The 22,446-nt window shown below is 73.0% G+C and carries 21 protein-coding genes; 11 read left to right on the top strand and 10 right to left on the bottom strand.

The window, feature by feature from the left end; genetic code table 11:
• Window positions 1-157 precede the first annotated feature (157 nt).
• Window positions 158-1,177, bottom strand: coding sequence for a sugar phosphate isomerase/epimerase family protein (locus ACRX5S_RS03050; protein WP_436771102.1), 1,020 nt, complete (start codon window positions 1,175-1,177; stop codon window positions 158-160).
• Window positions 1,178-1,384: 207 nt separating this feature from the next.
• On the bottom strand, window positions 1,385-2,569 hold the full coding sequence (locus ACRX5S_RS03045) for an ROK family protein (RefSeq protein WP_436771153.1): 1,185 nt from the start codon (window positions 2,567-2,569) through the stop codon (window positions 1,385-1,387).
• 442 nt (window positions 2,570-3,011) lie between these two features.
• Here ACRX5S_RS03045 and xylA point away from each other — a divergent pair, with 442 nt between their 5' ends.
• Complete coding sequence (xylA, locus tag ACRX5S_RS03040) at window positions 3,012-4,169, top strand: xylose isomerase (protein WP_436771101.1); 1,158 nt, start codon at window positions 3,012-3,014, stop codon at window positions 4,167-4,169.
• Window position 4,170: 1 nt separating this feature from the next.
• A complete protein-coding gene (xylB, locus tag ACRX5S_RS03035) occupies window positions 4,171-5,595 on the top strand; it encodes a xylulokinase (protein ID WP_436771100.1) in 1,425 nt (474 codons plus the stop codon).
• A gap of 59 nt (window positions 5,596-5,654) precedes the next feature.
• Here the strand turns inward: xylB and ACRX5S_RS03030 are convergent, their stop codons facing one another.
• Window positions 5,655-6,215: a dihydrofolate reductase family protein gene (locus tag ACRX5S_RS03030; RefSeq protein ID WP_436771099.1), complete on the bottom strand. Its 561-nt coding sequence runs from the start codon at window positions 6,213-6,215 to the stop codon at window positions 5,655-5,657.
• A 274-nt stretch (window positions 6,216-6,489) separates the two neighbouring features.
• On the opposite strand from ACRX5S_RS03030, the gene ACRX5S_RS03025 reads away from it, so the two are divergent.
• The gene (locus ACRX5S_RS03025; protein ID WP_436771098.1) at window positions 6,490-7,563 is read left to right on the top strand and encodes a hypothetical protein; all 1,074 of its coding nucleotides are present in this window, start codon (window positions 6,490-6,492) and stop codon (window positions 7,561-7,563) included.
• Window positions 7,564-7,589: 26 nt separating this feature from the next.
• On the opposite strand, the gene ACRX5S_RS03020 is transcribed toward ACRX5S_RS03025, so the two are convergent.
• The 3 genes from ACRX5S_RS03020 to ACRX5S_RS03010 form a co-directional block, all read right to left on the bottom strand.
• Window positions 7,590-7,793, bottom strand: coding sequence for a hypothetical protein (locus ACRX5S_RS03020; protein WP_436771097.1), 204 nt, complete (start codon window positions 7,791-7,793; stop codon window positions 7,590-7,592).
• 281 nt (window positions 7,794-8,074) lie between these two features.
• The gene (locus tag ACRX5S_RS03015; RefSeq protein ID WP_436771096.1) at window positions 8,075-8,584 is read right to left on the bottom strand and encodes a DinB family protein; all 510 of its coding nucleotides are present in this window, start codon (window positions 8,582-8,584) and stop codon (window positions 8,075-8,077) included.
• An 8-nt stretch (window positions 8,585-8,592) separates the two neighbouring features.
• Window positions 8,593-9,288, bottom strand: a complete 696-nt coding sequence (locus tag ACRX5S_RS03010; RefSeq protein ID WP_436771095.1) for a class I SAM-dependent methyltransferase — start codon at window positions 9,286-9,288, stop codon at window positions 8,593-8,595.
• Window positions 9,289-9,483: 195 nt separating this feature from the next.
• Between ACRX5S_RS03010 and ACRX5S_RS03005 the strand changes: the two genes are divergently transcribed.
• The 3 genes from ACRX5S_RS03005 (at window position 9,484) to ACRX5S_RS02995 (ending at window position 11,421) form a co-directional block, all read left to right on the top strand.
• Window positions 9,484-10,059, top strand: coding sequence for a helix-turn-helix domain-containing protein (locus ACRX5S_RS03005; RefSeq protein WP_436771094.1), 576 nt, complete (start codon window positions 9,484-9,486; stop codon window positions 10,057-10,059).
• A 76-nt stretch (window positions 10,060-10,135) separates the two neighbouring features.
• Window positions 10,136-10,933, top strand: a complete 798-nt coding sequence (locus ACRX5S_RS03000) for a thymidylate synthase (RefSeq protein ID WP_436771093.1) — start codon at window positions 10,136-10,138, stop codon at window positions 10,931-10,933.
• A complete protein-coding gene (locus ACRX5S_RS02995; protein ID WP_436771092.1) occupies window positions 10,930-11,421 on the top strand; it encodes a dihydrofolate reductase in 492 nt (163 codons plus the stop codon). The genes ACRX5S_RS03000 and ACRX5S_RS02995 overlap by 4 nt, the downstream gene beginning before the upstream one ends.
• Window positions 11,422-11,527: 106 nt before the next feature.
• On the opposite strand, the gene ACRX5S_RS02990 is transcribed toward ACRX5S_RS02995, so the two are convergent.
• From ACRX5S_RS02990 to pucD, 3 genes are all read right to left on the bottom strand, one after another.
• Window positions 11,528-12,637, bottom strand: a complete 1,110-nt coding sequence (locus ACRX5S_RS02990) for an acyl-CoA dehydrogenase family protein (protein WP_436771091.1) — start codon at window positions 12,635-12,637, stop codon at window positions 11,528-11,530.
• A gap of 152 nt (window positions 12,638-12,789) precedes the next feature.
• Window positions 12,790-13,293, bottom strand: a complete 504-nt coding sequence (locus tag ACRX5S_RS02985; protein WP_436771090.1) for a nucleoside deaminase — start codon at window positions 13,291-13,293, stop codon at window positions 12,790-12,792.
• A gap of 182 nt (window positions 13,294-13,475) precedes the next feature.
• On the bottom strand, window positions 13,476-15,794 hold the full coding sequence (gene pucD / locus ACRX5S_RS02980) for a xanthine dehydrogenase subunit D (RefSeq protein ID WP_436771089.1): 2,319 nt from the start codon (window positions 15,792-15,794) through the stop codon (window positions 13,476-13,478).
• A 380-nt stretch (window positions 15,795-16,174) separates the two neighbouring features.
• On the opposite strand from pucD, the gene ACRX5S_RS02975 reads away from it, so the two are divergent.
• Window positions 16,175-16,663 carry a hypothetical protein gene (locus tag ACRX5S_RS02975; RefSeq protein ID WP_436771088.1) on the top strand — a complete coding sequence of 163 codons (489 nt, stop codon included), beginning with the start codon at window positions 16,175-16,177 and terminating at the stop codon, window positions 16,661-16,663.
• Between the two features lie 45 nt (window positions 16,664-16,708).
• Window positions 16,709-17,026 carry a DUF3759 domain-containing protein gene (locus ACRX5S_RS02970; protein ID WP_436771087.1) on the top strand — a complete coding sequence of 106 codons (318 nt, stop codon included), beginning with the start codon at window positions 16,709-16,711 and terminating at the stop codon, window positions 17,024-17,026.
• A 159-nt stretch (window positions 17,027-17,185) separates the two neighbouring features.
• On the opposite strand, the gene ACRX5S_RS02965 is transcribed toward ACRX5S_RS02970, so the two are convergent.
• Complete coding sequence (locus tag ACRX5S_RS02965; RefSeq protein WP_436771086.1) at window positions 17,186-18,952, bottom strand: GAF domain-containing protein; 1,767 nt, start codon at window positions 18,950-18,952, stop codon at window positions 17,186-17,188.
• Window positions 18,953-19,185: 233 nt separating this feature from the next.
• Between ACRX5S_RS02965 and ACRX5S_RS02960 the strand changes: the two genes are divergently transcribed.
• The 3 genes from ACRX5S_RS02960 to ACRX5S_RS02950 all read left to right on the top strand — a co-directional run bounded on the left by ACRX5S_RS02960 (window position 19,186) and on the right by ACRX5S_RS02950 (window position 22,403).
• Window positions 19,186-19,848, top strand: coding sequence for a response regulator (locus tag ACRX5S_RS02960; protein WP_436771085.1), 663 nt, complete (start codon window positions 19,186-19,188; stop codon window positions 19,846-19,848).
• Window positions 19,849-20,067: 219 nt separating this feature from the next.
• A complete protein-coding gene (locus ACRX5S_RS02955; RefSeq protein WP_436771084.1) occupies window positions 20,068-21,138 on the top strand; it encodes an alcohol dehydrogenase catalytic domain-containing protein in 1,071 nt (356 codons plus the stop codon).
• A 287-nt stretch (window positions 21,139-21,425) separates the two neighbouring features.
• The gene (locus tag ACRX5S_RS02950; RefSeq protein WP_436771083.1) at window positions 21,426-22,403 is read left to right on the top strand and encodes an Acg family FMN-binding oxidoreductase; all 978 of its coding nucleotides are present in this window, start codon (window positions 21,426-21,428) and stop codon (window positions 22,401-22,403) included.
• The last annotated feature ends 43 nt before the right edge of the window (window positions 22,404-22,446 follow it).

The following is a 22,446-nucleotide window of genomic DNA, read 5'->3' as shown; positions in this document are numbered from 1 at the left end:
CCCCCCCCCCCCACCGGACTCGGGGCCGCTCGGCCCCGCTTTCGGGGTCTCGTCCGGCCCTCGTTCAATCGTCGGCCGGCTTCGGGTCGGTCCCGCGCTTCGGCCGTCGTGCGGCCCTCGTTCAGACGTCGGCCGGTCTTCGGGGTCGGCCCCGTGTTCAGTCCTCCGCCGGCCCCGAAGAGAACGCGCTGTCGAACGACGCCGACGGCAACTCGATCGCGCCCATCCGGCGCACGAACGCCAGCGCTTCCGCCGCGCCGTACAGCCGGTCCATCCCGGCGTCCTCCCACTCGACCGAGATGGGGCCGGCGTAGCCGATCGTGTTCAGCGCCCGGAAGCAGTCCTGCCACGGCACGTCACCGAACCCGGTGGACACGAAGTCCCAGCCGCGGCGCGGGTCTCCCCACGGCAGGTGCGAACCGAGCCGGCCGCGGCGCCCGTCCCCGGTGCGCACCCGGGCGTCCTTGCAGTCGACGTGGTAGATCCGGTCCCTGAAGTCCAGCAGGAACGCGGCGGGGTCCAGGTCCTGCCACACGAAGTGCGAGGGGTCCCAGTTCAGTCCGAACGCCGGACGGTGCCCGACCGCGTCCAGCATGCGCACGGTCGTCCAGTAGTCGTACGCGATCTCGCTCGGGTGCACCTCGAACGCGAAGCGCACGCCGACCTCGTCGAACACGTCCAGGATCGGGTTCCACCGGTCCGCGAAGTCCCGGTAGCCCGCCTCGACCATCGACTCGGGCACCGGCGGGAACATCGCGACCGTGTGCCACACCGAGGACCCGGTGAACCCGACGACGGTGGCAACTCCCAGGCGGGCCGCGGCGCGTGCGGTGTCCTTGATCTCCTCGGCGGCGCGTGTGCGCACGCCCTCGGGCGACCCGTCGCCCCAGATCCGGGCGGGCAGGATCGCCTCGTGCCGGGCGTCGATGACCGCGTCGCACACGGCCTGCCCCACGAGGTGGTTCGAGACGGCCCAGACCTTGAGGCCGTACTTGTCCAGGACTTCCTGCCGCCCGGCGACGTAGTCGTCCTCGGCGAGCGCCCGGTCGACCTCGAAGTGGTCTCCCCAGCAGGCGATTTCCAGGCCGTCGTAGCCCCAGCCGGAGGCTAGCCGGCAGACCTCTTCAAAAGACAGGTCGGCCCATTGGCCGGTGAACAGCGTGATCGGTCGCGCCATGGTGCCTTCTCCCTGGTCCGTGCCCGGTCGGTCGGGCGTGTCGGTTCGGTCGTTCGGCTCGTGCGGTGCTGTCTCCGGGCGCCCCGGCGCCCCGGCGGTCCGGCGGTCCGGCGGTCCGGCGGTCCGGCGGTCCGGCGGTCCGGCGGTCCGGCGGTCCGGCGCCCCGGGCCGGGCGGCCCCGGAGGCGCCCGGCCCGGACCCCGTTCCTCAGGGCGCCGAGAAGATGTGGTCGCTGATGAAGCGCGTGGCCCCGATGATCCCGGCGCTGTCCCGGAGTTCGGACAGCACGATCGGCAGGTTCCCGGTCGCCAGCGGCAGCGACTGGCGGTAGACGACGCTGCGTATCTCGGCCAGCAGCGGGTGCCCGAGCAGTCCCGGCACGCTCCCGCCGAGCACGATCAGGCCGGGGTTGAAGAAGCTCACCAGGCTGGCGAGCACCTGGCCGACCCGTTGCCCGCCCGCGCGGACCAGGCGCATCGCCGCGGCGTCGCCGGCCATCATCGCCTGGGCGACGTCCTCGACCCGCAGCTCGCCGGCCTCGGCGAGGCGGGCCGCCAGGTGCGGGGACGCGTCCGAACGCGCCGCCGCGAGGGCGTCCCGCGTGAGCGCCGCGCCGCCGAAGAACGCCTCCAGGCAGCCGATGTTGCCGCAGGCGCAGGTCGGCCCGTTCGCCGAGACGCGGATGTGCCCGATGTCCCCGGCGCTGCCCGAGGCGCCGCGATAGACGCCACCGTCCACCACGATCCCGCAGCCGATGCCGGTGCCGATCTTGACGAAGAGGAAGTCGTCGACCGAGCGGGCCGAGCCCGCGTGCTGTTCGCCGACGGCCATGATGTTGACGTCGTTGTCGACCAGGACCGGGCAACCCAACTCGCGGCCCAGCGCCTCGCGTACGGGGTAGCGGTCCCAGCCGGGCATGATCGGCGGTACGACCGGCACGCCCTCGCGGAAGCTCACCGGTCCCGGTATGCCCAGCCCCAGCCCGTGCACCTCGGGCAGCAGTCCCTGGTCGCGCAGTTTCGCCACCAGGGAGAGCGCGAGGCCGAGCACGACGTCCGGCCCCTGACGTACGTCGCAGGGCTCGGACAGCCTGCCCAGGATGTTCAGTTCGCCGTCCGTGACGGCGACGCCGATCGAGGTCGCGCCGATGTCGATGCCGACGAAGCGCAGCGACGGGGCCAGGCAGACGATGCCCGACCGTCTGCCGCCGCGCGACGCCGCCAGGCCCGCGTTCTCGATCAGCCCGAGCTCGGTGAGGCGGTCCAGCTCCACGGCGACCTTGGAGCGCGACATGTGCACGAGGTCGCCCAGCTCCGCGCGCGACCGCGGGCCGCCGTCCCGCAGGAGCGCGAGCAGGCGTGCCTGGTGCCCGTTCTCCGGCCGGGTCGTCATGCGCATGGCGTCAGTGTCCGCAACACCCGTTCCATCGTGCACCGTTCCCCAATCACGTCCGTGTGGATCCGCCCGCGCGGGCTGCGGCGGGCGACGTCCATCGTTCCCTGTACGGGCCCGCGGCGCGCCGTTGCCGGGGATCTGCCGGGGCCGGGCGCGGCGCCTTGCCGGGATCGTGCCAGGGCCCCGCCCGGCGGTCCGGCCCGGGGTGGCCGGGGCCGAACCTAGCCACTTTCGCCCGCGAGGTGAAGAAGTTTCGCGATTCAGGGCCAATATTTTCACTTGCGAAGGACAAAGTCCGGGGTCGTGCGGGCGAGTCCGCGCCGCGGAACGCCGTCCGCGGCGTCCCTCCCGCGCCCCCGACCCCCGACCGGCTCTTGACTCCGCCGACCGCCGCCACTTAATTAGTCCATGTACTGGACTAATCATCGCGGAGGCTGCCGTGCCCGACTACCGCCCCACCCCGGACGACCGGTTCTCCTTCGGACTGTGGACCGTCGGCTGGCCTGCGCGGGACGCCTTCGGCGACGCCTCGCGCCTGCCCCTCGACCCGGTCGAGACCGTGCACCGGCTCGCCGAACTCGGCGCGTACGGCGTCACGTTCCACGACGACGACCTGATCCCGTTCGGCTCCGACGACGCGACGCGCGAGAAGACCGTGGCCCGCTTCCGGACCGCCCTGGACGAGACGGGCATGGCCGTCCCGATGGCGACCACCAACCTGTTCACCCACCCGGTCTTCAAGGACGGCGCGTTCACCTCCAACGACCGTTCGGTGCGCCGCTTCGCGCTGCGCAAGGTGATGCGCAACGTCGACCTCGCCGCCGAACTCGGGGCCCGCACCTACGTGATGTGGGGCGGTCGCGAGGGCGCGGAGTCCGGCGCCGCCAAGGACGTCAAGGCGGCGCTCGACCGCTTCCGCGAAGCCGTCGACCTCATGTGCCAGTACGTCCTCGACCGGGGCTACGACCTGCGCTTCGCCCTCGAACCCAAGCCCAACGAGCCGCGCGGCGACATCCTGCTGCCCACGGTCGGCCACGCGCTCGCGTTCATCGCCGAGCTGGCGCACCCCGACATGGTCGGCGTCAACCCGGAGGTCGGCCACGAGGAGATGGCCGGACTCAACATCGTGCACGGGGTTGCGCAGGCCATGTGGGCGGGCAAGCTCTTCCACATCGACCTCAACGGCCAGAACGGCGCACGCTTCGACCAGGACCTCGTGTTCGGCCACGGGCACACACGCGGGGCGTTCTTCCTCGTCGACCTGCTCGAACACGGCGGCTACGACGGCCCGCGGCACTTCGACTTCAAGCCGCTGCGCACCGAGGGGCCGCGCGGCGTGTGGGACGCTGCGGCGGCCAACATGCGCACGTACCTGATCCTGCGCGAGCGCGTGCGGGCGTTCCGCGCCGACCCCGAGGTCCGAGCCGCTCTTGAGGCGGCCCAAGTGCCCGAACTGGCCGTGCCCACCCTCGCGCCCGGCGAGACTTACGCGGACCTGGCCGCCGACGTCTTCGACCCGGAGGCGGCCGGGGCACGCGAGTGCAACGTGGAACGCCTCGACCAGCTCGCCGTCGAGCACCTTCTCGGAGCCCGCTGACATGCAGCGCCGTCGGTTGGTCGCGGGGATCGACTCGTCCACGCAATCGTGCAAGGTGCTCGTCTGCGACGCGACGACCGGCGCCGTCGTGCGGTCCGGCCGGGCCGCGCACCCCGATGGCACCGAGGTGGACCCGGAGCACTGGTGGCAGGCGCTGTGCACCGCGCTCACCCGGGCGGGCGGCCTCGACGGCGTGGACGCCGTCGCGGTGGCCGCGCAACAGCACGGCATGGTCTGCCTGGACGCGGGCGGCTCGACGGTCCGCCCCGCGCTGCTGTGGAACGACACGCGGTCCGCCCGCGCCGCCCGCGACCTGGTCCGCGAGCACGGCGGACCGGCCGCGTGGGCGCGCGACACCGGCAGCGTCCCGCTCGCCTCGTTCACGGTCGCCAAGCTGCGCTGGCTCGCCGAGCACGAGCCGGACGCCGCCGCTGCCACCGCCGCCGTGTGCCTCCCGCACGACTGGCTCACCTGGCGGCTGCGCGACCGCGCGGGCGGGATCGGCGGACTCACCACCGACCACGGCGACGCCTCCGGCACCGGCTACTACTCCCCCGCCAAGGGCGCCTGGCGCGACGACCTGCTGGCCCTGGCGATGGGACGCGTCCCCGCCCTGCCCCGCCTGGTCGGCGCGGCCGACCCCGCGGGCCGGGCCGGGGGCGTCACCGTCGGCGCCGGGACCGGCGACAACATGGGCGCGGCGCTCGGGCTCGGCGTCGAACCCGGCGACGTGGTGGTGTCGTTGGGTACCTCGGGCACGGTCTTCGCGGTCTGCGAGACGCCGTCCGCCGACCCCACCGGGACCATCGCCGGGTTCGCCGACGCGACCGGGCGCTTCCTGCCGCTGGTGTGCACGCTCAACGCGGCCGGCGTCCTGGACGCCACCGCCGCGATGCTCGGCGTCGACCACGAGACCCTGTCCGAACTCGCCCTGGACGCACCGCCGGGCGCGGGCGGCGTCGTCCTGGTCCCGTACCTGACCGGCGAACGCACCCCCGACCGGCCGCACGCGACCGGCGCGGTGCACGGCCTGACCACGGCCAACGCCACGCCTCGGCACCTGGCCAGGGCCGCGGTCGAGGGCATGCTGTGCGGACTCGCCGACGGCCTGGACGCGTTGCGCTCGGCGGGGGTCGCCGTCGAGCGGGTCTCGCTGGTCGGCGGCGCGGCCCGGGCGGAGGCCGTGCGCCGCATCGCGCCGAGCGTCCTCGGCCTGCCCGTCTCGGTGCCGCGCCCGGCCGAGTACGTCGCCCTCGGCGCGGCCCGCCAGGCCGCCTGGGCCCTCACCGGCCCGGGCAGCGCGCCTCCCGACTACCATCCCTACCCGGGCACCCTCCGCTACGACGACGCCGGCGTGTCGGGCAGCCACGTGCGCGAACGATACGCCGAGGCACGCGACCACGTGCTCGACCAGATGCCGGGGTGATCGGTCGGCACGCCTTGGCTCGGACTCGGACTCCGGCCCGGACTCCGACCCGGACTGGGTTACCGCTTCACGCGGTAGTGGGCATACAGGACTTGCCCGTCGTAGGTGCGGGCCTCGACGAGTTCGAGGTCCACCCGGCGCTCGTCGTGCAGGAAGAACGGGATGCCGCCGCCGACCAGCACCGGGAAGAACCGGATCCGGTACGCGTCGATCAGGCCCAGCGCGGCCGCCTCCACGGCGAGGGTCGCCCCGCCGATCCCGATGTCGCCCTCGCCCGGCTCGGCCCGCAGTCGCTCGATCTCCTCGGCCAGACTGCCGGACGCCAGGCGGGCGTTGCCCTGCACGGCGGTGACGGTGTTGGAGAACACGACCTTGGGGAGCGGGTTCCACAACGCGGCCCATTCGCGCTCCGCGTCGTCCAGTTCCTTCGGGTCCACGGTCTCCCAGTAGAGCATCGTCTCGTACAGGCGGCGGCCCATCAGGTGGACGCCCACGCCCTGGATCTCGTCGATGGAGTGCCGGAAGACCTCGGTGCCGGGCACCGTCCAGTCGAAGGTGCCGTCCGGCCCGACGATGTAGCCGTCGAGGGAAACACCCATCGAATACGTCACGTTGCGCATGTGGAGTCCTCGTCGGTCATCGGTTTCGGTCGAAGGCATCGGCATCGGTCGCGCTCGTTGCTCCGACAGTACGGCCGCCCACCGACGCCTCGGCGGCACGCCGCGCGGGCTCCGGCCCACCATCCGGGCGAACGCCGCCACCCGTCCGGAGTGGCGGTCCACCCCGGCGCGGGTCCGGGTGCTTTGCTGGAGACCGCACCCGGTGCGGGACCGCACCCGGGCCGCCCGGCCCCGCGTGCCGGGCACCACGGCCGACACGCCAGCGGAGGCGCCGATGCACGAGCCGCCCGAAGGCACCGCGGAGGAACGGGTGTTCTTCCGCGTCGACGCCCCGCACCGCGCGGTCGCCGCCGCCGTCCACGCACCGCTGCGCGCCTGGTTGCACGACACCGTGCCGGGCTTCGACCCGGACGCGTTTGACGTCGGCATCACCGACGTGGGCGGCGGCGTCGACCTGCTCGCGGAGTCCGGGCGCGGCGAGGACGGTGCGGTCACCACGCGCCGACGCCTCCGCTTCGGCATGGCCGGGCACGCCGCGCTCGTCGTCCGCAGCCCGGACGCCGGGAACTCGTGGGTGCTGCTCACCTGCACCGCGTCGCCCCACCCCACCGGCACGGCGTTGGGCTCGCGCGCTCTCGCCGACGCCGTCCCCGGGCTGGTCCGCGGGCTGCTCGAAGCGGTCGACGCCCGCGACGGCACGGTCGCCCGGCTCACCGCGCTCCCGCGCGCGGTCATGAGCACCGCGGACGCGTCCGAGTTGGAGGACGCCGTCACCGACCCGCACCGCCGCCTGCCGCTGCTGGTCGCCGCCGACGCCCCGTCGGCCCGGCGCGCGGCGTGGGAGGCCGCGATGGTGCGCCTCGCGGCGCGTACGGCCGGGCATGCCGGACTGCACCTGCTCATGCCGCCCGCCGCCGGACGCTTCGGCCGCAGGGCCGGTTTCAACGCGCCGCGAGCGTGCGGCGACGACGCGGTCCTGGTCTATCTGCCGCGCGGCGACGGCGAGTTCGGCGGCAGTGCGCTGCTTCCGGACGGCGAACTCCGCCTGGCTGCTGCGTCGGACGTCGAAACCCCCGGCGTCACCGGCCTGTTCACCATCGCCGACATCCGACGGCATTCCGCCCTCGCCGAACTCCCGGCGGAACTGAGCGCCGTCCCCACCCTGCTCGACACCGGCCCCGGCGGCGACGCGAACTTCGACGACCCGGCCATCCTCCGGGACTTGGTGCGCGAAGCCGACCAACGTGCCCGCCGTGCCGAGGCGCACGCCAGATCCCTGGCGACCACCGTCGCCGGACTCACCGAACAACTCCGCCGAGCCCGCCGCCACCAGGACGCCCACGCGTGACACCGCGGCCGCGGGCCCGGCCGCGGTCACGCGGTGGCGACGAGGTCGGCGTACGCGGCCAGGCAGTCCGCGCAGTGCAGCGCACTGTCGTCGCGGTCGCTGACGCGCGCGGGCTCCACCGCGTCGATCGGCACCCCGCACAGTGGCTCGGCCGTTCCGGGCCGGGCCACGTGCCAGGCGCGAGGCCGTTCGCCGTCCCCGGCGTCAAGGACCATCTCGTGCACAGCCAACGCCTCCGATTCTCCGCGGTTCGGGTACGCGGCGGCGCACCGCCGGACCGGGGGGCGGAGACGTTCGCGGCGCATCACACGTCGCGTCGCCGTCCGCCTCCGCCGGCATCCGGCAGCCACCACGCGCGCGATTCGTGCCCGGGGAAACACGGGGGCATGCCCGCAATGGGCCGTCCGGTGGTAGGGCAATCGGGTACGTCGGCCGCGGGCCGCCGCGGACGGCAGGCGACCGGCGGCGCGGCGCGGACCGCGGGCGGGTCTGTGCTCCCCTGGGGACGCGGTCAGCGGCCGGTCGAGCCGTCGATGAGTTCGCGGATGATGTCCGCGTGCCCGGCGTGGCGTCCGGTCTCCTCGATCATGTGGGTCAGCGCCCACCGCACGCTGGGGCCCGGACCGGGTCGCCCCGCCCGGGACAGCCGCGCGGAGAGGTCCGGGTACCCGTCCAGGGCCTCGTTGGCCCGCTCGACCGTCTCCCGGTAGCGCGCGACGAGGTCGGCGACGGTGTCCGAGGCGGCCGGCCGGAACGTGGCCTGCCAGTCGGCGACGTGTTCGCCGAGGAACGTCGCGCCCTCGACCGCGATCAGGTGGTTGAGCAGCCCGAGCAGGCTGGTCCCGGACGGCACCGCCGGCGCGCGGACCTGCGGCTCCGGGGCCCCTTCGACCTTCGCGGCGATCGACGCGCGCAGGTAGTCCAGGAACCCGCGCAGGACCTCGGCCTCGCTGTCGGCGGTGCGCGGCGGCGGGGTGTCCTTGCGGCGGCGGGTGCCGGACGCGGCACGGCGGGTGGGCACGGCGCTCCTCACTTTCCGGTGCGGCGCACCACGATGACGTTCTCCACGACGGGCGCGGTCTCCCCGTGCGGCCCGGTCGCGACGCGCCGCGGCTCGTCGCAGCGCTCGGTGTGCCAGCCGTCGCCGAGGTCCAGCGAGGCGAAGGTCTCCGCGGCGGTGGGAAACCGCACGTCCTGGCCGAAGTGCGACGACCAGGGGGCCGACGAGGCGTGTTCCACGAGGATCAGCAGCCCGTCCGGGGCCACGGCCGCGGCGGCCCGGCGCAGCACCTGAGCGCGCGGGATCTCGACGGGCGTGTGGAAGTAGCTCGCGTTGACGAGGTCGAAGGTGCCGGCGGGGAAGGTGCGGGCGAGGTCGTGGCGTACCGGACGCACCCGGTCGGACACGCCTGCGGCCCGGGCGGCGTCCGCGACCCGGTCGAGGGCCGTCCGGGCGACGTCGACCGCGGTGACGTCCCAACCGAGACCGGCGAGCCAGACCGCGTCGCCGCCGTGTCCGCAGCCCACGTCGAGGGCCGTGCCCGGGGTGGGCGCGAAGATGCCGACCAGGTCCCTGAGCACGGGGTTGGCCCGGCTGCCCCAGTCGGGGTCGAGGCGGGAGTAGTGGCTCTCCCAGTGCGCCGCGGAGTCGGACTCCGGGTCGGGCTCGACGTCGGAGGAGGGGTCGGAGGAGTAGTCGGAGGAGGAGTCGGTGTGCTGCTGCATATGGGCCTCTGCAAGGTCGGTCGTGGTCGCGTGCCGTGCGCGACTGGGTGGGGTCGGTGTGCGGGTTGCCGCACGTCCCGCCGCTCACACGTCCCGACGCGCCCCGCGTCCGACCGTGCCCAGCCGCTTCCCCGACGCTGCACCCCGCCCTGCCGGAGTTGCAAGCACTCTTGCCGTTTCGGCAAGCTGGTGGGTATGGCGAACGCGGCAAAGGACGTCCTGGACGCGGTCGGCCCGCGCCTGCGCGAGCTGCGGCGTCGGCGCGGGCTGACGCTGGCCGACCTGACCGAACACACCGGCATCAACGAGAGCACGCTGTCCCGTCTCGAAGGCGGCACCCGCAAGCCGACGCTGGAGCTGCTGCTTCCGCTGGCGGAGGTGTACGCCGTACCCCTCGACGCCCTCGTCGGCGCACCCCGCACCGGGGACCCGCGCATCCACCTGCGCCCGGTGACGCGCGACGGCATGACGTACGTCCCGCTCAGCCGCCCCGGCGGCGTCCAGGCCCACAAACTCCTCATTCCGCCCCGGCCGCCCGGTACCGACCCGGACCTCAAGACACACGAGGGCTTCGAATGGGTCTACGTGCTCTCCGGCCGCCTGCTCCTGGTACTCGGCGACCGCAACCTGGTCCTCACCGCGGGCGAAGCCGCCGAGTTCGACACCCACGTACCCCACTGGCTGGGCGCCGACGGGGAAAACCCCGTCGAACTCCTCGTCCTCTTCGGTCCCCAAGGCGAACGCACCCACCTCAGACCCGGCACCCCCTGACCCGGCCGCGGCACGCCCGGCGGGGCCGCGGGTGCTCGTCGTCGGATGGTCCCGGCGGTCAGTAGACTCCCTGGTTGTGGCGGACACCCAGTACGAAGACCTGTTGCGGCTGGTGCTCGGTTCCGGGACGGCGAAGGCCGACCGGACGGGCACGGGCACCCGAAGTGTCTTCGGGCACCAATTGCGCTACGACCTCGCGCAGGGGTTCCCGCTGGTCACCACCAAGAAGGTGCACCTGCGCTCGATCGTGTACGAGCTGCTGTGGTTCCTGCGCGGCGACTCCAACGTCGGCTGGCTGCACGAGCACGGGGTGACCATCTGGGACGAGTGGGCCGACGCGGACGGAGACCTCGGGCCCGTCTACGGCGTGCAGTGGCGGTCCTGGCCCGCGCCGGACGGCCGGCACATCGACCAGATCCGCGGTGTCCTGGACACGCTGCGCAGCGACCCGGACTCGCGCCGGATGATCGTGTCCGCGTGGAACGTCGCCGAGCTGGACAAAATGGCGCTCGCGCCCTGCCACGCGTTCTTCCAGTTCTATGTGGCCGACGGCAAGCTGTCCTGCCAGCTCTACCAGCGCAGCGCGGACCTGTTCCTCGGCGTCCCGTTCAACATCGCCAGCTACGCGCTGCTGACGCACATGGTGGCACAGCAAGTCGGCCTGGAGCCGGGCGACTTCATCTGGACCGGCGGCGACTGCCACATCTACGACAACCACGTCGACCAGGTGACCGAGCAGCTTTCGCGCACCCCGTACGAGTTCCCCACGCTGCGCCTGCGCCGCGCGGACTCGCTCTTCGACTACGCGTTCGAGGACGTCGAGGTGCTCGACTACCGGAGCCACCCGGCCATCAAGGCCCCGGTCGCGGTGTGAACGTCGGGCTGATCTGGGCGCAGACCCCCGACGGGGTGATCGGCGCGGACAACACCATTCCGTGGCGCGTCCCCGAGGACATGGCGCACTTCAAGGCGACCACGCTGGGCCACCCGGTGGTCATGGGCCGCAAGACCTGGGACTCGCTGCCGCCGCGCTTCCGCCCGCTGACCGACCGGCGCAACATCGTGGTGACCCGCCATCCGGGGTGGGCCGCCGAGGGGGCGGAGCGCGCCGGGTCGGTGGAAGGGGCCTTGGAGTTGGCGGCCGGAGGCGGCGCCGCCGAGGTGTGGGTGATCGGCGGCGGGGAGATCTACCGCGCCGCACTGGAGCACGCGACGACGCTCTGGGTCACGGACGTCGACGTGGTGGTGGAAGGCGACACCTACGCGCCCGTTCCGGACGAGTCGTGGCGTGTCACCGAAGACTCCGGCCGGCAGACCTCGGCGTCCGGACTGCGCTATCGGATCCGCAGGTTCGCGCGGTAGACAGGGCGCGTCTCCCGCTCGACCGGGATCGCCATCGGCACGAAGTGCCTGCCCCGTCCCGGGAGTTCTCCGCAGCCGGGCCGCCCCCGAAGTGGTCGGTCCGCGGTCACACCGGGTCCCCGCCGACCAGGCGCCTGCCGAGCATGTCCCGGCAGACCTCGACCGAGAACGCCATGAGCGCCCCGGCCTGCGCGTCGCGGAAGTGCCGTTGGATCGGGGAGGTCCGCAGGTAGCCGGATCCACCGCCGACGCGCAGGCCGAACTCGGCGATGTCCTTGGCCACTTGGTTGGCGTACAGCTTCGCCTCCACCGCGGCCTCCAGGGCACCCGGCACGTTCCGGTCGGCGAGCCACATCGAGCGTTCGGCGAGCGTACGTGCGGCCAGCAGCTTCACGTGCGAGTCCGCGGCGTCGAACTGCACCCACTGCAAGTCGCCGACCGGCTTCCCGGTGGTCGGGACGATGCGCCCGCGGGCGTGCCCGGTCAGCGCGTCGAGCGCGGCTTCCGCGATCCCGATGGACAGCCAGGGCAGGCCGAGCGCGATGATGTTCGGCGCCGACGGGTCGGTGATCAGGCAGCGGTTCTCGTGGCGCAGCAGCGTCCCGCGGAAGTTCAGCAGTTGGCTGCGGGTGCCGCGCAGGCCCATCGAGTCCCAGATCGGCACCATCTCGACGGTGTCGTCGCGCGGTACGCCGAAGAATCCGGGCCCGTCGTCGAGCAGTGCGTTGACCAGGTAGTGGTCGGCGATCTCGCAGCCGGACACGAACCGCTTGGCGCCGTCCAGTTCGTAGCCGCCGTCGACCGGCTCGGCGCGCTGAAGGGGCATCAGGAAGAGGTTGCCGCCGGTCGGTTCGGAGAGGGCGTTGGCGAAGCGCTTGCCGGCCCGCAACTCCTCGGCGTAGAAGGGCGGCCCGTACGTCACCAGGGCCTGTGCGGCGCCCAGGTGCATCATCCAAACGCACGCGGTCGCCGGGCACGCCTTGCCGACGATGCGCAGGATCTCGCCCAGCGCCTGGTACGACAGGCCCGCGCCGCCCCGTTCGACCGGCATGGCGGCCATGTCCAGGCCCGCCTTGTGCAGGGCGGTCAGGTTGGCGACCGGAAGGCTTGCCTCGTGGTCGTGTTCGTCGGCGGCCGCGGCGAACTGCGGGGCCAGGTCCGACGCCGCGTCGACGTACCGCTGTTCGCCCGGGGGAATCGCAAACGGTGAGGTCACCGCACCAGCTTAGGCGGACCCGGGGGCCGGCCGGGGAGGCTTTCGGACGGCGCGCGGCGGCGGTCCCGGCCACCGGAACCGCCGCGACGCCCACCGTTGGCGACCATCAACCTCCGTCGGCAGCAAGGGGGTTGACACCCACAGACAATGGCTCAGTAATCGATGCGGTCCGCCTTGGCCAGCCACGCGTCGAACGGCGCCGTGCGGTTCGGCAGGTCCAGTTGCCTGACCGGCGTCGGCCACATCGACGCGGGCTTCTTCTCGAACAGGTCGTAGAACTTGCGGTCGTCGAAGCCCGCCGTTGCCGCGTCGTGCCGGTCGGCGGAGTAGACGATCCGGTCAAGGCGCGCCCACAGCGCGGAGGACAGACACATCGGACACGGCTCGCACGACGTGACGAGGATGCACCCCTCCAGCGAGAACCGGTCCAACTGCTTGCAGGCCGCCCGCATGGCGCTGACCTCGGCGTGTGCCGTGGGATCCAGATTCGCGGTGACCTGGTTGTTCCCGATCGCGACGACGGCGCCGTCCATGGCGATCAGCGCGCCGAACGGGCCGCCGCCGTTCGCGACGCTGTCGGTGGCCAGCTTGATCGCCTCGTTCATCCAGACGAGTTCGAGTTCCTCGATGCCGACTTCTTGGGTGTTCGCGGTCACGGCTACTCCTGTCGGAGGTGGTCGGGGGGCTCCCCGGCTTCCCGGCGCGTGCCGGACGCGTCCGGACGAAGTTTCGACGTCCTGACGCACAACTCGGGGCGTGGTTAAGGGCGTTGGCGCGACATCCGGCGGACGTCACGGTCATGTCGGAGGGCGGGCAGGACGGGTCATCGCGCGCACCGTCAGTCCGCCACGATGTGCTCCGGCGAGACCGGTGTGTGCGTCAGATTCAGGCCCGTCGCGTCGCGGATCGCGTTCACGATGGCCGGGGTGGCCGAGATGGTCGGCGGCTCACCGACGCCGCGCACCCCGTACGGCGCGTTCGGGTCGGCCCGTTCGATCACGTCCACCTTCATCGGCGGCGTGTCCATGATGGTCGGGATCAGGTAGTCGGTGAACGACGCGTTGCGGATGCGGCCGTCCTTGACCTGGATCTCCTCCATCACCGCGAGGCCGAGCCCCTGCGTGGACCCGCCGTGGATCTGCCCCACGACGGCGTCGGGGTTGACGGCCTTGCCCACGTCCTGCGCGCAGTCGAGCTGCACGACCTTGACGAGGCCGAGGTCCCGGTCCACGTCCACGACCGCCCGGTGCGCGGCGAACGCGTGCTGGACGTGCACGCGCGGGCTCTGCCCGGTCACCGGGTCCATCGCGTACGTCTCCCGGTGGTGGTACTCGCGGGTCTCCTCGATCGCCTCGTCGCCGAGCACGTCGACGAGGTCGGCGAGCACTCCGGTGGTCGCGGAGACCACCTTGCCGCCGGCCAGCGACAGGTCCGCCGGGTCCTCGCCGAAGCGCTCGGCGACCCGCGCGAACAGCGCGTCCCGGACGGCCTCGCACGCGTTCCGGACCGCGCCGCCCGTGATGTACGTCTGCCGCGATGCCGAACTCGACCCCGCGTCACCGACGTTGGTGTCGTTCGGGTGGATGTTCACGCGTTCGACGCCGAGTTCGGTGCGGGCGATCTGCTGCTGGACGGTGACCAGGCCCTGCCCCACCTCTGCCGCCGCGGTGTGCACCATCGCGACCGGTTGACCGCCGATGGCCTCCAGGCGGACCCGGGCGGTGGAGTAGTCGTCGGCGCCCTCGGCGTACGAGATGTTCTTGATGATGACGCTGTAGCCGATTCCGCGGACGACGCCTTCGCCGTGCGTGGTGTTGGAGATGCCGCCCGGCATGTCGCGGACGTCCAACGGCTCGGTCCGGTTCTCCAGCGGAAGCGGGATCGCGCGCAGCCGCTCAAGCAGTTCGGCGACCGGGGCGGGGTAGTCCAACACCTGCCCGGTCGGCATCGTGGCGCCCTCTTCGATCGCGTTGATCTGGCGTACCGTCACCGGGTCCATATCCAGCGCCTTGGCGAGCTTGTCCATTTGCAGCTCGTACGCGAACGCCGGCTGCACGGCCCCGAGTCCGCGCATCGCGCCGCACGGCGGATTGTTGGTGTAGAGGCCCCAGCCCTCGATTTTGGCGTTGGGAACCCGGTAGGGGCCGACGCCGAGGGACGTGGCGTTGCTGACCACGACCGGGGTCTTGGACGCGTACGCGCCGCCGTCGAAATACATCCGCGCCTTGACGTAGACGAGCCTGCCGTCCTTCGTCGCGCCGTGCTCGTAGTACATCTTGGCCGGGTGCCGGTGCACGTGGCCGTAGAACGACTCCTCGCGGTTGTAGACCATCTTCACGGGACGGCCGGTGCGCAGGGCCAGCATGCAGCAGTGGATCTGCATGGAAAGGTCCTCGCGGCCGCCGAAAGCGCCGCCCACCCCCGACATCGTGAAACGCACCTTTTCCAGCGGGAGCCCGAGCGCGCGGGCCGTCTGCCGCTGGTCAACGTGCAGCCACTGGGTGGCGAGATAGAGGTCCACGCCGCCGTCCTCGGCGGGAACGGCCAGCCCGGATTCCGGTCCCAGGAAAGCCTGGTCCTGCATGCCCATGGTGTAGACGTCGGACACCACGACATCGGCCTCGGCGTCGGGATTTCCGCGGATGATCGGCTGGTACCGGACGACGTTTCCGTCCGGGTGCAGCTTCGGCAACGTGTCGTCGTGCGCGGCCCGCTCAGGGTCCGTGACCGGTTCCAAGACCTCGTACCCGACCACGATCTTCTCCATCGCGCGCCGAGCCGTCTCCGGGTGGTCAGCCGCGACCAGCGCCACCGGCTCGCCCTTGTAGCGCACGACATCCGCGGCCAGCACCGGCGTGTCGGCCACCTTCAGGCCGTAGATGTTCTCGCCGGGGATGTCCTCGTGGGTCAGCACCGCATACACGCCGGGGTGCCTGAGCGCGGGGCCGATGTCGACGGAACGGATGCGCGCATACGGGTGGGGGCTGCGCAGGGTCGCGCCCCACAGCATGTCCTCCGCCCAGAGGTCGGAGGAGTACGCGTACTCCCCCCGCACCTTGAGCGTCCCGTCCGGCCGCGGCGGGCTGTCGCCGATCCCGCCGGCGATCAATTCGTCCAGCGCCTGCGGGCTGCGGGCGGGCGAGGTCTGGTTGACCATCAGGAAGCCTCCACTGTCTGAATTCTCGGCAGCCGGAGTCGGGGGCGGGTGGCTGTGGGCCGAGTCGGTCCGGGCCGAGTGTGCAGATTCCGCCGTGTCACTCACCCCTCGCTTCGTCGCAGCTCGGACTGCGCGTCGTCTGACCCGAGTACACAGCCCGCCGGGCACTGTCAGGTAGGGGTGGAAGACATGAAGAGGTCCGCGGGCCGACACCGGCTGTTCGTAGACTTCTACAAGATCCGCCGCAGGCCGTTTGCCGTCCGGCATCCGCCGCGTGCCCCGCCCGGAGAGACACCGCCGGCCGGTTGGGAGGCGGCGTGGCGGGTAGCCACCACCCAGGACGATCGGCTCGGGGTCGGCACCACAGGCCGGAGGTCCGTATGGGCACCTACCCGTCTGCCGCGCGTCAGGCGCAGCTCCGCGTGGCGCTGGCGCTCCGCGAATTCGTCCCCGACGACGCGGGCGATCCGGGGCCGCCGGTGGCCGAGGCCCTGGTCGAGGCGGCGGCCGGTGACTATCCGCTGTTGGTCGACCACGCTCATGAGTCGGGCTTCGGTCTGTGCCTGGGCGAGCCGCCGCCGACGACCGCGCAGGTGCTCGTGCACCGCGGGTACGTGGTCGCGCTGACCCTCGTCGGCGAGCGGCAGACGTGGCTGCTGCCCGCGCCCATGGACCCGACGCCGGCATGGCTGGACGCGGCGGAGGCGCACGGCATGGTGGTGGTCGAGCTCCTGCCGCCGGGGACCTGGCCGGCGTACGGGCGGGGCTGCCCCGAGGACGAGCGCGTCCGGCGCTTCAACGCCCGGCTGCGCCTGGCCACCGAGAACGCCGCGGTCCTGCACGGCGCCGCGACGCTGATCGACGAATGACAGTGTTGCGATCACGGCATTCACGGGAGGAACGGAGGACCCACGATGGCTCTTTTCCCGGATGACAGCGAGGAAGCCGCACGATTCCACGAGTGTCGCTCGGCTCCGCACGGCGAGCGCGTGGACGCCGACCTCCTGGCCCAGGCCGGCGCGTACGCGGGCGCGATGGCCTGGGACGGGCACGTCGCGCACCACGGCCGCCCGCGCACCCTGGCCGGCGCCCACGACCTGGCCGTACAGGCGGCCGACGCGTTCATCGACGAGACCGCGAAGGAGCGCGGGGTGAGCGCCGACGACGTGCGCCGGGCCAAGGAGCGGGCAGGCGAAAAACTCAGCGGCCTGCTGCGCGGCGAGTACGCCTGACCACCGTCGGCGGGCGGAAAGCCGTCCCCACGCAGCATCGCACGGGACCGGACGGGCCCGTGTGGACGCCAACCGTCAAGGGCCCCTCGGCCCCTCGGGCACGACCGTCACGCGGCCCGCCGCCCGGGCACGTCCGCAACCGCTCTCACACAAACGCGCTCAGGGCCGCGCGGTCGCCGGGTACGGGGCCCGCCACCGCAGCGCGGTGCCGCTCTTGCCGCTCCCGCCGTCGCCGCTGTCCCGCGCGCCGACCCTGAAATCCCCGCCCAACTCGGCCGCCCGCTCGGCCAGGTTCGCCAGGCCGCTGCTGCGTTCACGGTCCGCGGGGATGCCGACTCCGTTGTCGGTGACGGCGATCCGCAGTTCGGTGGCGGTGGCCTCCAACGCCACCTCGACCGCCGTCGCCCCCGCGTGCCGGGCCGCGTTGGACAACGCCTCGCGCAGCACGGCGATGGCGTGGTCCGCATAGTCCTCCGGAACCGCGGTGTCGAGCAGCCCTTCTAGCCGCAGCGTCGGCGCGAAACCGAGCTGTGCGACCGCCTGGTCGGCCAACTGCAAGGCGCGGGAGCGCAGTCCGGGGCCCTGCCCGCGTTCGCGCGCCTTGAGCGAGAAGATGGTCGAGCGGATGAGCCGGATCGTCTCGTCCAGGTCGTCGACCGTGCGCATGATCAGGTCGGCCGCGTCCGGGCGGTCGACGATCCGGGTGACGCCCTGGAGCGTCATGCCCGACGCGAACAGCCGCTGGATGGCGACGTCGTGCAGGTCGCGCGCGATGCGGTCGCGGTCCTGGAAGACGGTGAGCAACTCGGCCTCGCGCCGCCGTTCGGCCACCTCCAGGGCCAGCGCGGCGTGCCCGGCGAACCCGGCCACCATCGCAACGACCGTCTCCGAGAACGGCATCCGCTCCTTGCGGGACATCACCTGGAGGACGCCGCGCACGTTCCCCGGCGTGCCGAGCGGCAGCATGAACGCCGGGCCCATGCCGCCGTCGAAGCCGTGCATCACGTGGCGGTGCACCCGAGGGTCGGACGCCAGGTTCTCGCACACCGCGGTCTCGCCCGACGCGTACACCTTCCCGGCCAGGGTCGAGCCGGTCGGCAGCAGCAGCCCGCGCGCCCGCTCGGCGGACGGCCCGGCCGCCGCGTCGACCACCAGGTCCTCGGCGCCCGGCATGGGGACGGCCACGGTCACCAGGTCCGCACCGGCCATCTCGCGCACGGTCTCGGCGAACGAGCGCAGGACGTCCCCCGGAGCGTCGCCGGACAGCAGGCTGCGGGTCAGCTCGGACGCGGCGGTCAGCCACTGTTCGCGCCGCCGCGCCTGGTCGTACAGCCGGGCGTTCTCGATGGCCACGCCGGCCGCGGCGGCGAGGGTGCGCAGCACCGCCTCGTCGTCCTCGTCGAAGGCCGCGCCGCCGCGCTTCTCGGTCAGGTACAGATTGCCGAAGACCTCGTCCCGGATCCGGATGGGGACGCCGAGGAAGCTGTGCATCGGCGGGTGGTTCGCCGGGAACCCGACGGAGTCGGGATGGTCGGATATCTCGTGCAGGCGCACCGGGTGCGGGTCGCGGATGACCAGCCCCAGGAGGCCGTGCCCGGACGGGAAGGCACCGATGCCGGCGATGGTCTCCGCGCTCATGCCGACCGGCAGGAACCGGGCGAGGCGCTCCTCGTCGCCGATCACGCCCAGGGCCCCGTAGCGCGCGTCGACCAGCGAGATCGCCGAGGCCACGATGCGGCGCAGCACCGTTTCCAGTTCCAGGTCGCTGCCGACCGCGAGGACCGCTTCGAGGAGGGTGTGCACGCGGTCCCGGGTCGCGCGTACGACGCCGATGTGCGCCTGGAGTTCGTCCAGGAGTTCGTCGAGGCGCATCCGCGGCAGCGGCGCGCGTTCGCGGATGCCGGGCACTTCGGCTTCGTCGGGCATGAGTCTCCCCGCCACGGAGTCGTGTTCGACGGCTCCGGTGCAGTCGACGGCGCCATTCTGCCGCCTGAACGGTTTGCCAGGCGACTCGGGCATTCGCGGCGAAGGCCCTATTGCGCATGTCCGGCACCAACCGGCCCGCCGCCCCGACCACCAGGGCCGAACGGCCCTGTAGCGTGGCGGCCGGCCGCGGGAGGCTCGACCGTCGACCCGCACCGCCGTCGGAAGGAACCGCCGTGATCACGTCCCCGATCCGGGTGTTCCTGCTCGACGACCACGAGATCGTGCGCCGCGGCCTGACCGATCTGCTCGGCGCGGAGCCGGACATCGAGGTGGTCGGCGAGTCCGACTCCGCCCGGGAGGCCGTACGCCGCATCCCCGCACTCAACCCGGACGTCGCCGTGCTCGACGGCCGCCTCCCGGACGGCAGCGGCATCGACGTGTGCCGCGAGGTCCGCTCCCGCTTCCCGCACATCCGGGCGCTCATCCTGACCTCGTACGACGACGAGGACGCGCTGTTCGCCGCGATCATGGCGGGCGCCGCGGGCTACGTGCTCAAGCAGATCCGCGGCAACGACCTGGTCGACGGCGTCCGCCGGGTCGCGGGCGGGCAGTCGCTGCTCGACCCGGTGGTCACCACGAAGGTTCTCGCGCGCGTCCGGTCCGGCAGCACCGTCGACCCGCGGCTGGCCGACCTGTCGGCGCGGGAGCGCGAGGTGCTCGGGTTCGTGACCCAAGGTCTGACAAACCGTCAGATCGCCCGGAAGATGGACCTCGCAGAGAAGACCGTCAAGAACTACGTGTCCGCGCTGCTCAACAAGCTCGGCCTCGAACGCCGGGTGCAGGCGGCGGTGTTCGCCACCGAGATCCAGCAGGCCAGGCCGCCGGGCGCCATCTGACCGCCGCGGCCCGTGTCGCGTCCTTCGGATGACCGAGTACAAGCTTCGGCCCGCGCCTTGCGATGCACGGCACCGGAACACGTGAGCGGCACCAAGATCCGAAGGACACGACCTCGTCCACACCACGGCCGCCCGCACCGCATGGGCCGAACGGCCCTGTGGCGGACCGACCCGTCGGCGGGACGCTCGACGCTGCCCACCGACGAAGGAGTACCCGCCATGAAGGCGCTGACCTACCACGGGACCGACCGCATCCGCTGGGAGGAGGTCCCCGACCCGGAGATACGCGACCCCGAGGACGCGGTCGTGCGCGTCGACGCGGTCACCCTCTGCGGCACGGACCTGCGCATCCTCCGGGGCGGCGGCCCCCGCGCCGAGCCCGGGCGGATCCTCGGCCACGAGGCCGTCGGGACGGTCATGGAGGTGGGACCCGGGGTGCGCACCCTCCGCCCCGGCGACCGCGTCCTCGTCTCCTGCGTCACCGCGTGCGGGCGCTGCCGCCACTGCCGCGCGGCCGCGTACGGCCAGTGCTCCGGCGGCGGCGGATGGGTGCTCGGGCACCGCATCGACGGAACGCAGGCCGAGTTGGTCCGCACGCCGTTCGCCGACCACTCCCTGCACAAGCTGCCGGCGGGCGTGGCGGACGAAGCCGCGGTGCTGGCCTCCGACATCCTGCCGACCGCGTACGAAGTGGGCGTCCGCAGCGGCCGCGTCGGCCCCGGCGACACCGTGGCCGTGGTCGGCGCGGGCCCGATCGGCCTCGCCGCGCTGCTGACCGCACGCCTTTACAGCCCGGCGAGCGTGATCGTGATCGACCCCGACACCGCGCGCCTGGACGCCGCCAAGCGCCTCGGCGCCGACGCCGTGCTCACCCCCGGTCAGGACCCCGAGGAGGCGGTCCGGGCGATGACCGGCGACGGCTGCGGCGCGCACGTCGTGATCGAGGCGGTCGGCCGGCCCGAGGCGTTCGGCCTGTGCGCCCGCTTGGTCCGCTCGGGCGGGCACGTGGCGAGCATCGGCCCGCACGGCCCCCCGGCCGCGCTGCACATCGAGGACCTGTTGGTCACCAACACCACCATCACCACCGGGCTCGTCGACACCGCGAGCGCGCCGATGCTGCTCGACGTGCTGGCCGCCGGGCGCCTGGACGCAACCGGGCTCGTCACGCACCGCTTCGCGCTGGACGAAATCACGGACGCCTACGATCTGTTCGCTCGTGCCGCGGAGTCGCAGGCGCTCAAGGTGGTGCTCTTCCGCGATCCGGCGTCCGTGGACACCTCTCCCATGTGACCGTGCCGCGCGGTGGGTCGTGCTGTTCCGCGACCCGTCGGCCGGGCACCTCTCCCTGCGCAACGCGCTGCGCGGTAGGCGGCCCGCGGTTCCGGAGGCAGCCGTGGCGTTTCCGTGCCGCACCGCGCCTGCCGCCGGCGCGTCCAGCCTCGCGGATCGGGGCGGGCCAGGGCAGGGCCGTTCGGCCCGCTCAAGAGGGTCGGAAGTCCCTTGGGCGCCCCGCACGCGCGCAGGAGCCTGGAAACACGAGGCGGCCCCCCGGCGGCCGCCTCGCCCGGGAGGACACCATGAGCAGCGCGACCCTCACCCCCGAGCAGCGCGAGCGGATCCTGCGTGCCGCGACCTCGGCACCGTCCAAGCACAACACCCAACCGTGGTGGTTCCGGTGGTCGGGTGACGACCTCGAAGTGCACATCGACCCGCGGCGCACCCTCCGGCTCGGCGATCCCACCGGCCGCGAGGCCCATATCGCCTGCGGCGCCGCCGCGTTCGCGGCCCGGCTCGGGTACGCCTCGCTCGGCCTCGGCACCGAAACCGTCCTGCTCCCGGGCGGCGGTCCGCTCTCGGTCGCCCTGGTGCGGGTCACCGGCTCGGCCCCCGACCCGCGGTTCGACACGCTCTACTGGAGCCTGCCCAGCCGCCGCACCCACCGCGCGCCCTTCCGGGAGACGCCGATTCCGTCCCTCGTGCTGGAGAACCTGCGCGACGCGGCGCGCGACGAGGGTGCGTGGCTGCGGGGTGTCGAGCAGGAGCCCGCGTACGAGAGGCTGCTGACGCTGATCCGCGAGGCGACCGGGCTGGAGGACGACCGTCTCCGCGAGGAGCGCGCCCGCTGGGTCGACGCCCCGGACGCGGTCCACCGCCTCGACGGCGTGCCGGCCGGAAGCCTGGGCCCGCGGCCGCTCGACCCGACGGGTGCGGTACGCGACCTCGCCGTCGGCCGGGACGTCCCCGGCCGCGGCACGATCGCCTTCGAGAGCCGCCCCGCCGTCGCGGTGCTGGAGACGCGCGGCGACACGCCCCTCGCCTGGCTGACCGCGGGGCAGGCGCTGATGCGCGTCCTGGTCACCGGGACCCGGTACGGCGTCGCCGCGTCGTTCGCCAACCAGCCGCTGGAGAATGCCGAACTGCGCGCCGAAGTCGGCTCGGAGGCACGGCACTACGGGACGGCGCAGATGGTGCTGCGGCTCGGCATGGGGGTCGAGGTGCCGCCGACTCCGCGGCGTCCGCTCTCGGAGGTGCTCGGTCCGGAGGAACTGGCCTGACCCGACCGGACCTCACGGAAAAGGCGGATCGCCGCGTGCCGGA

This window comes from Yinghuangia sp. YIM S09857, from assembly GCF_051388915.1.
Taxonomy (GTDB): Bacteria; Actinomycetota; Actinomycetes; order Streptomycetales; family Streptomycetaceae; genus Yinghuangia.
This window is presented reverse-complemented; position numbering and strand designations above follow the sequence as displayed.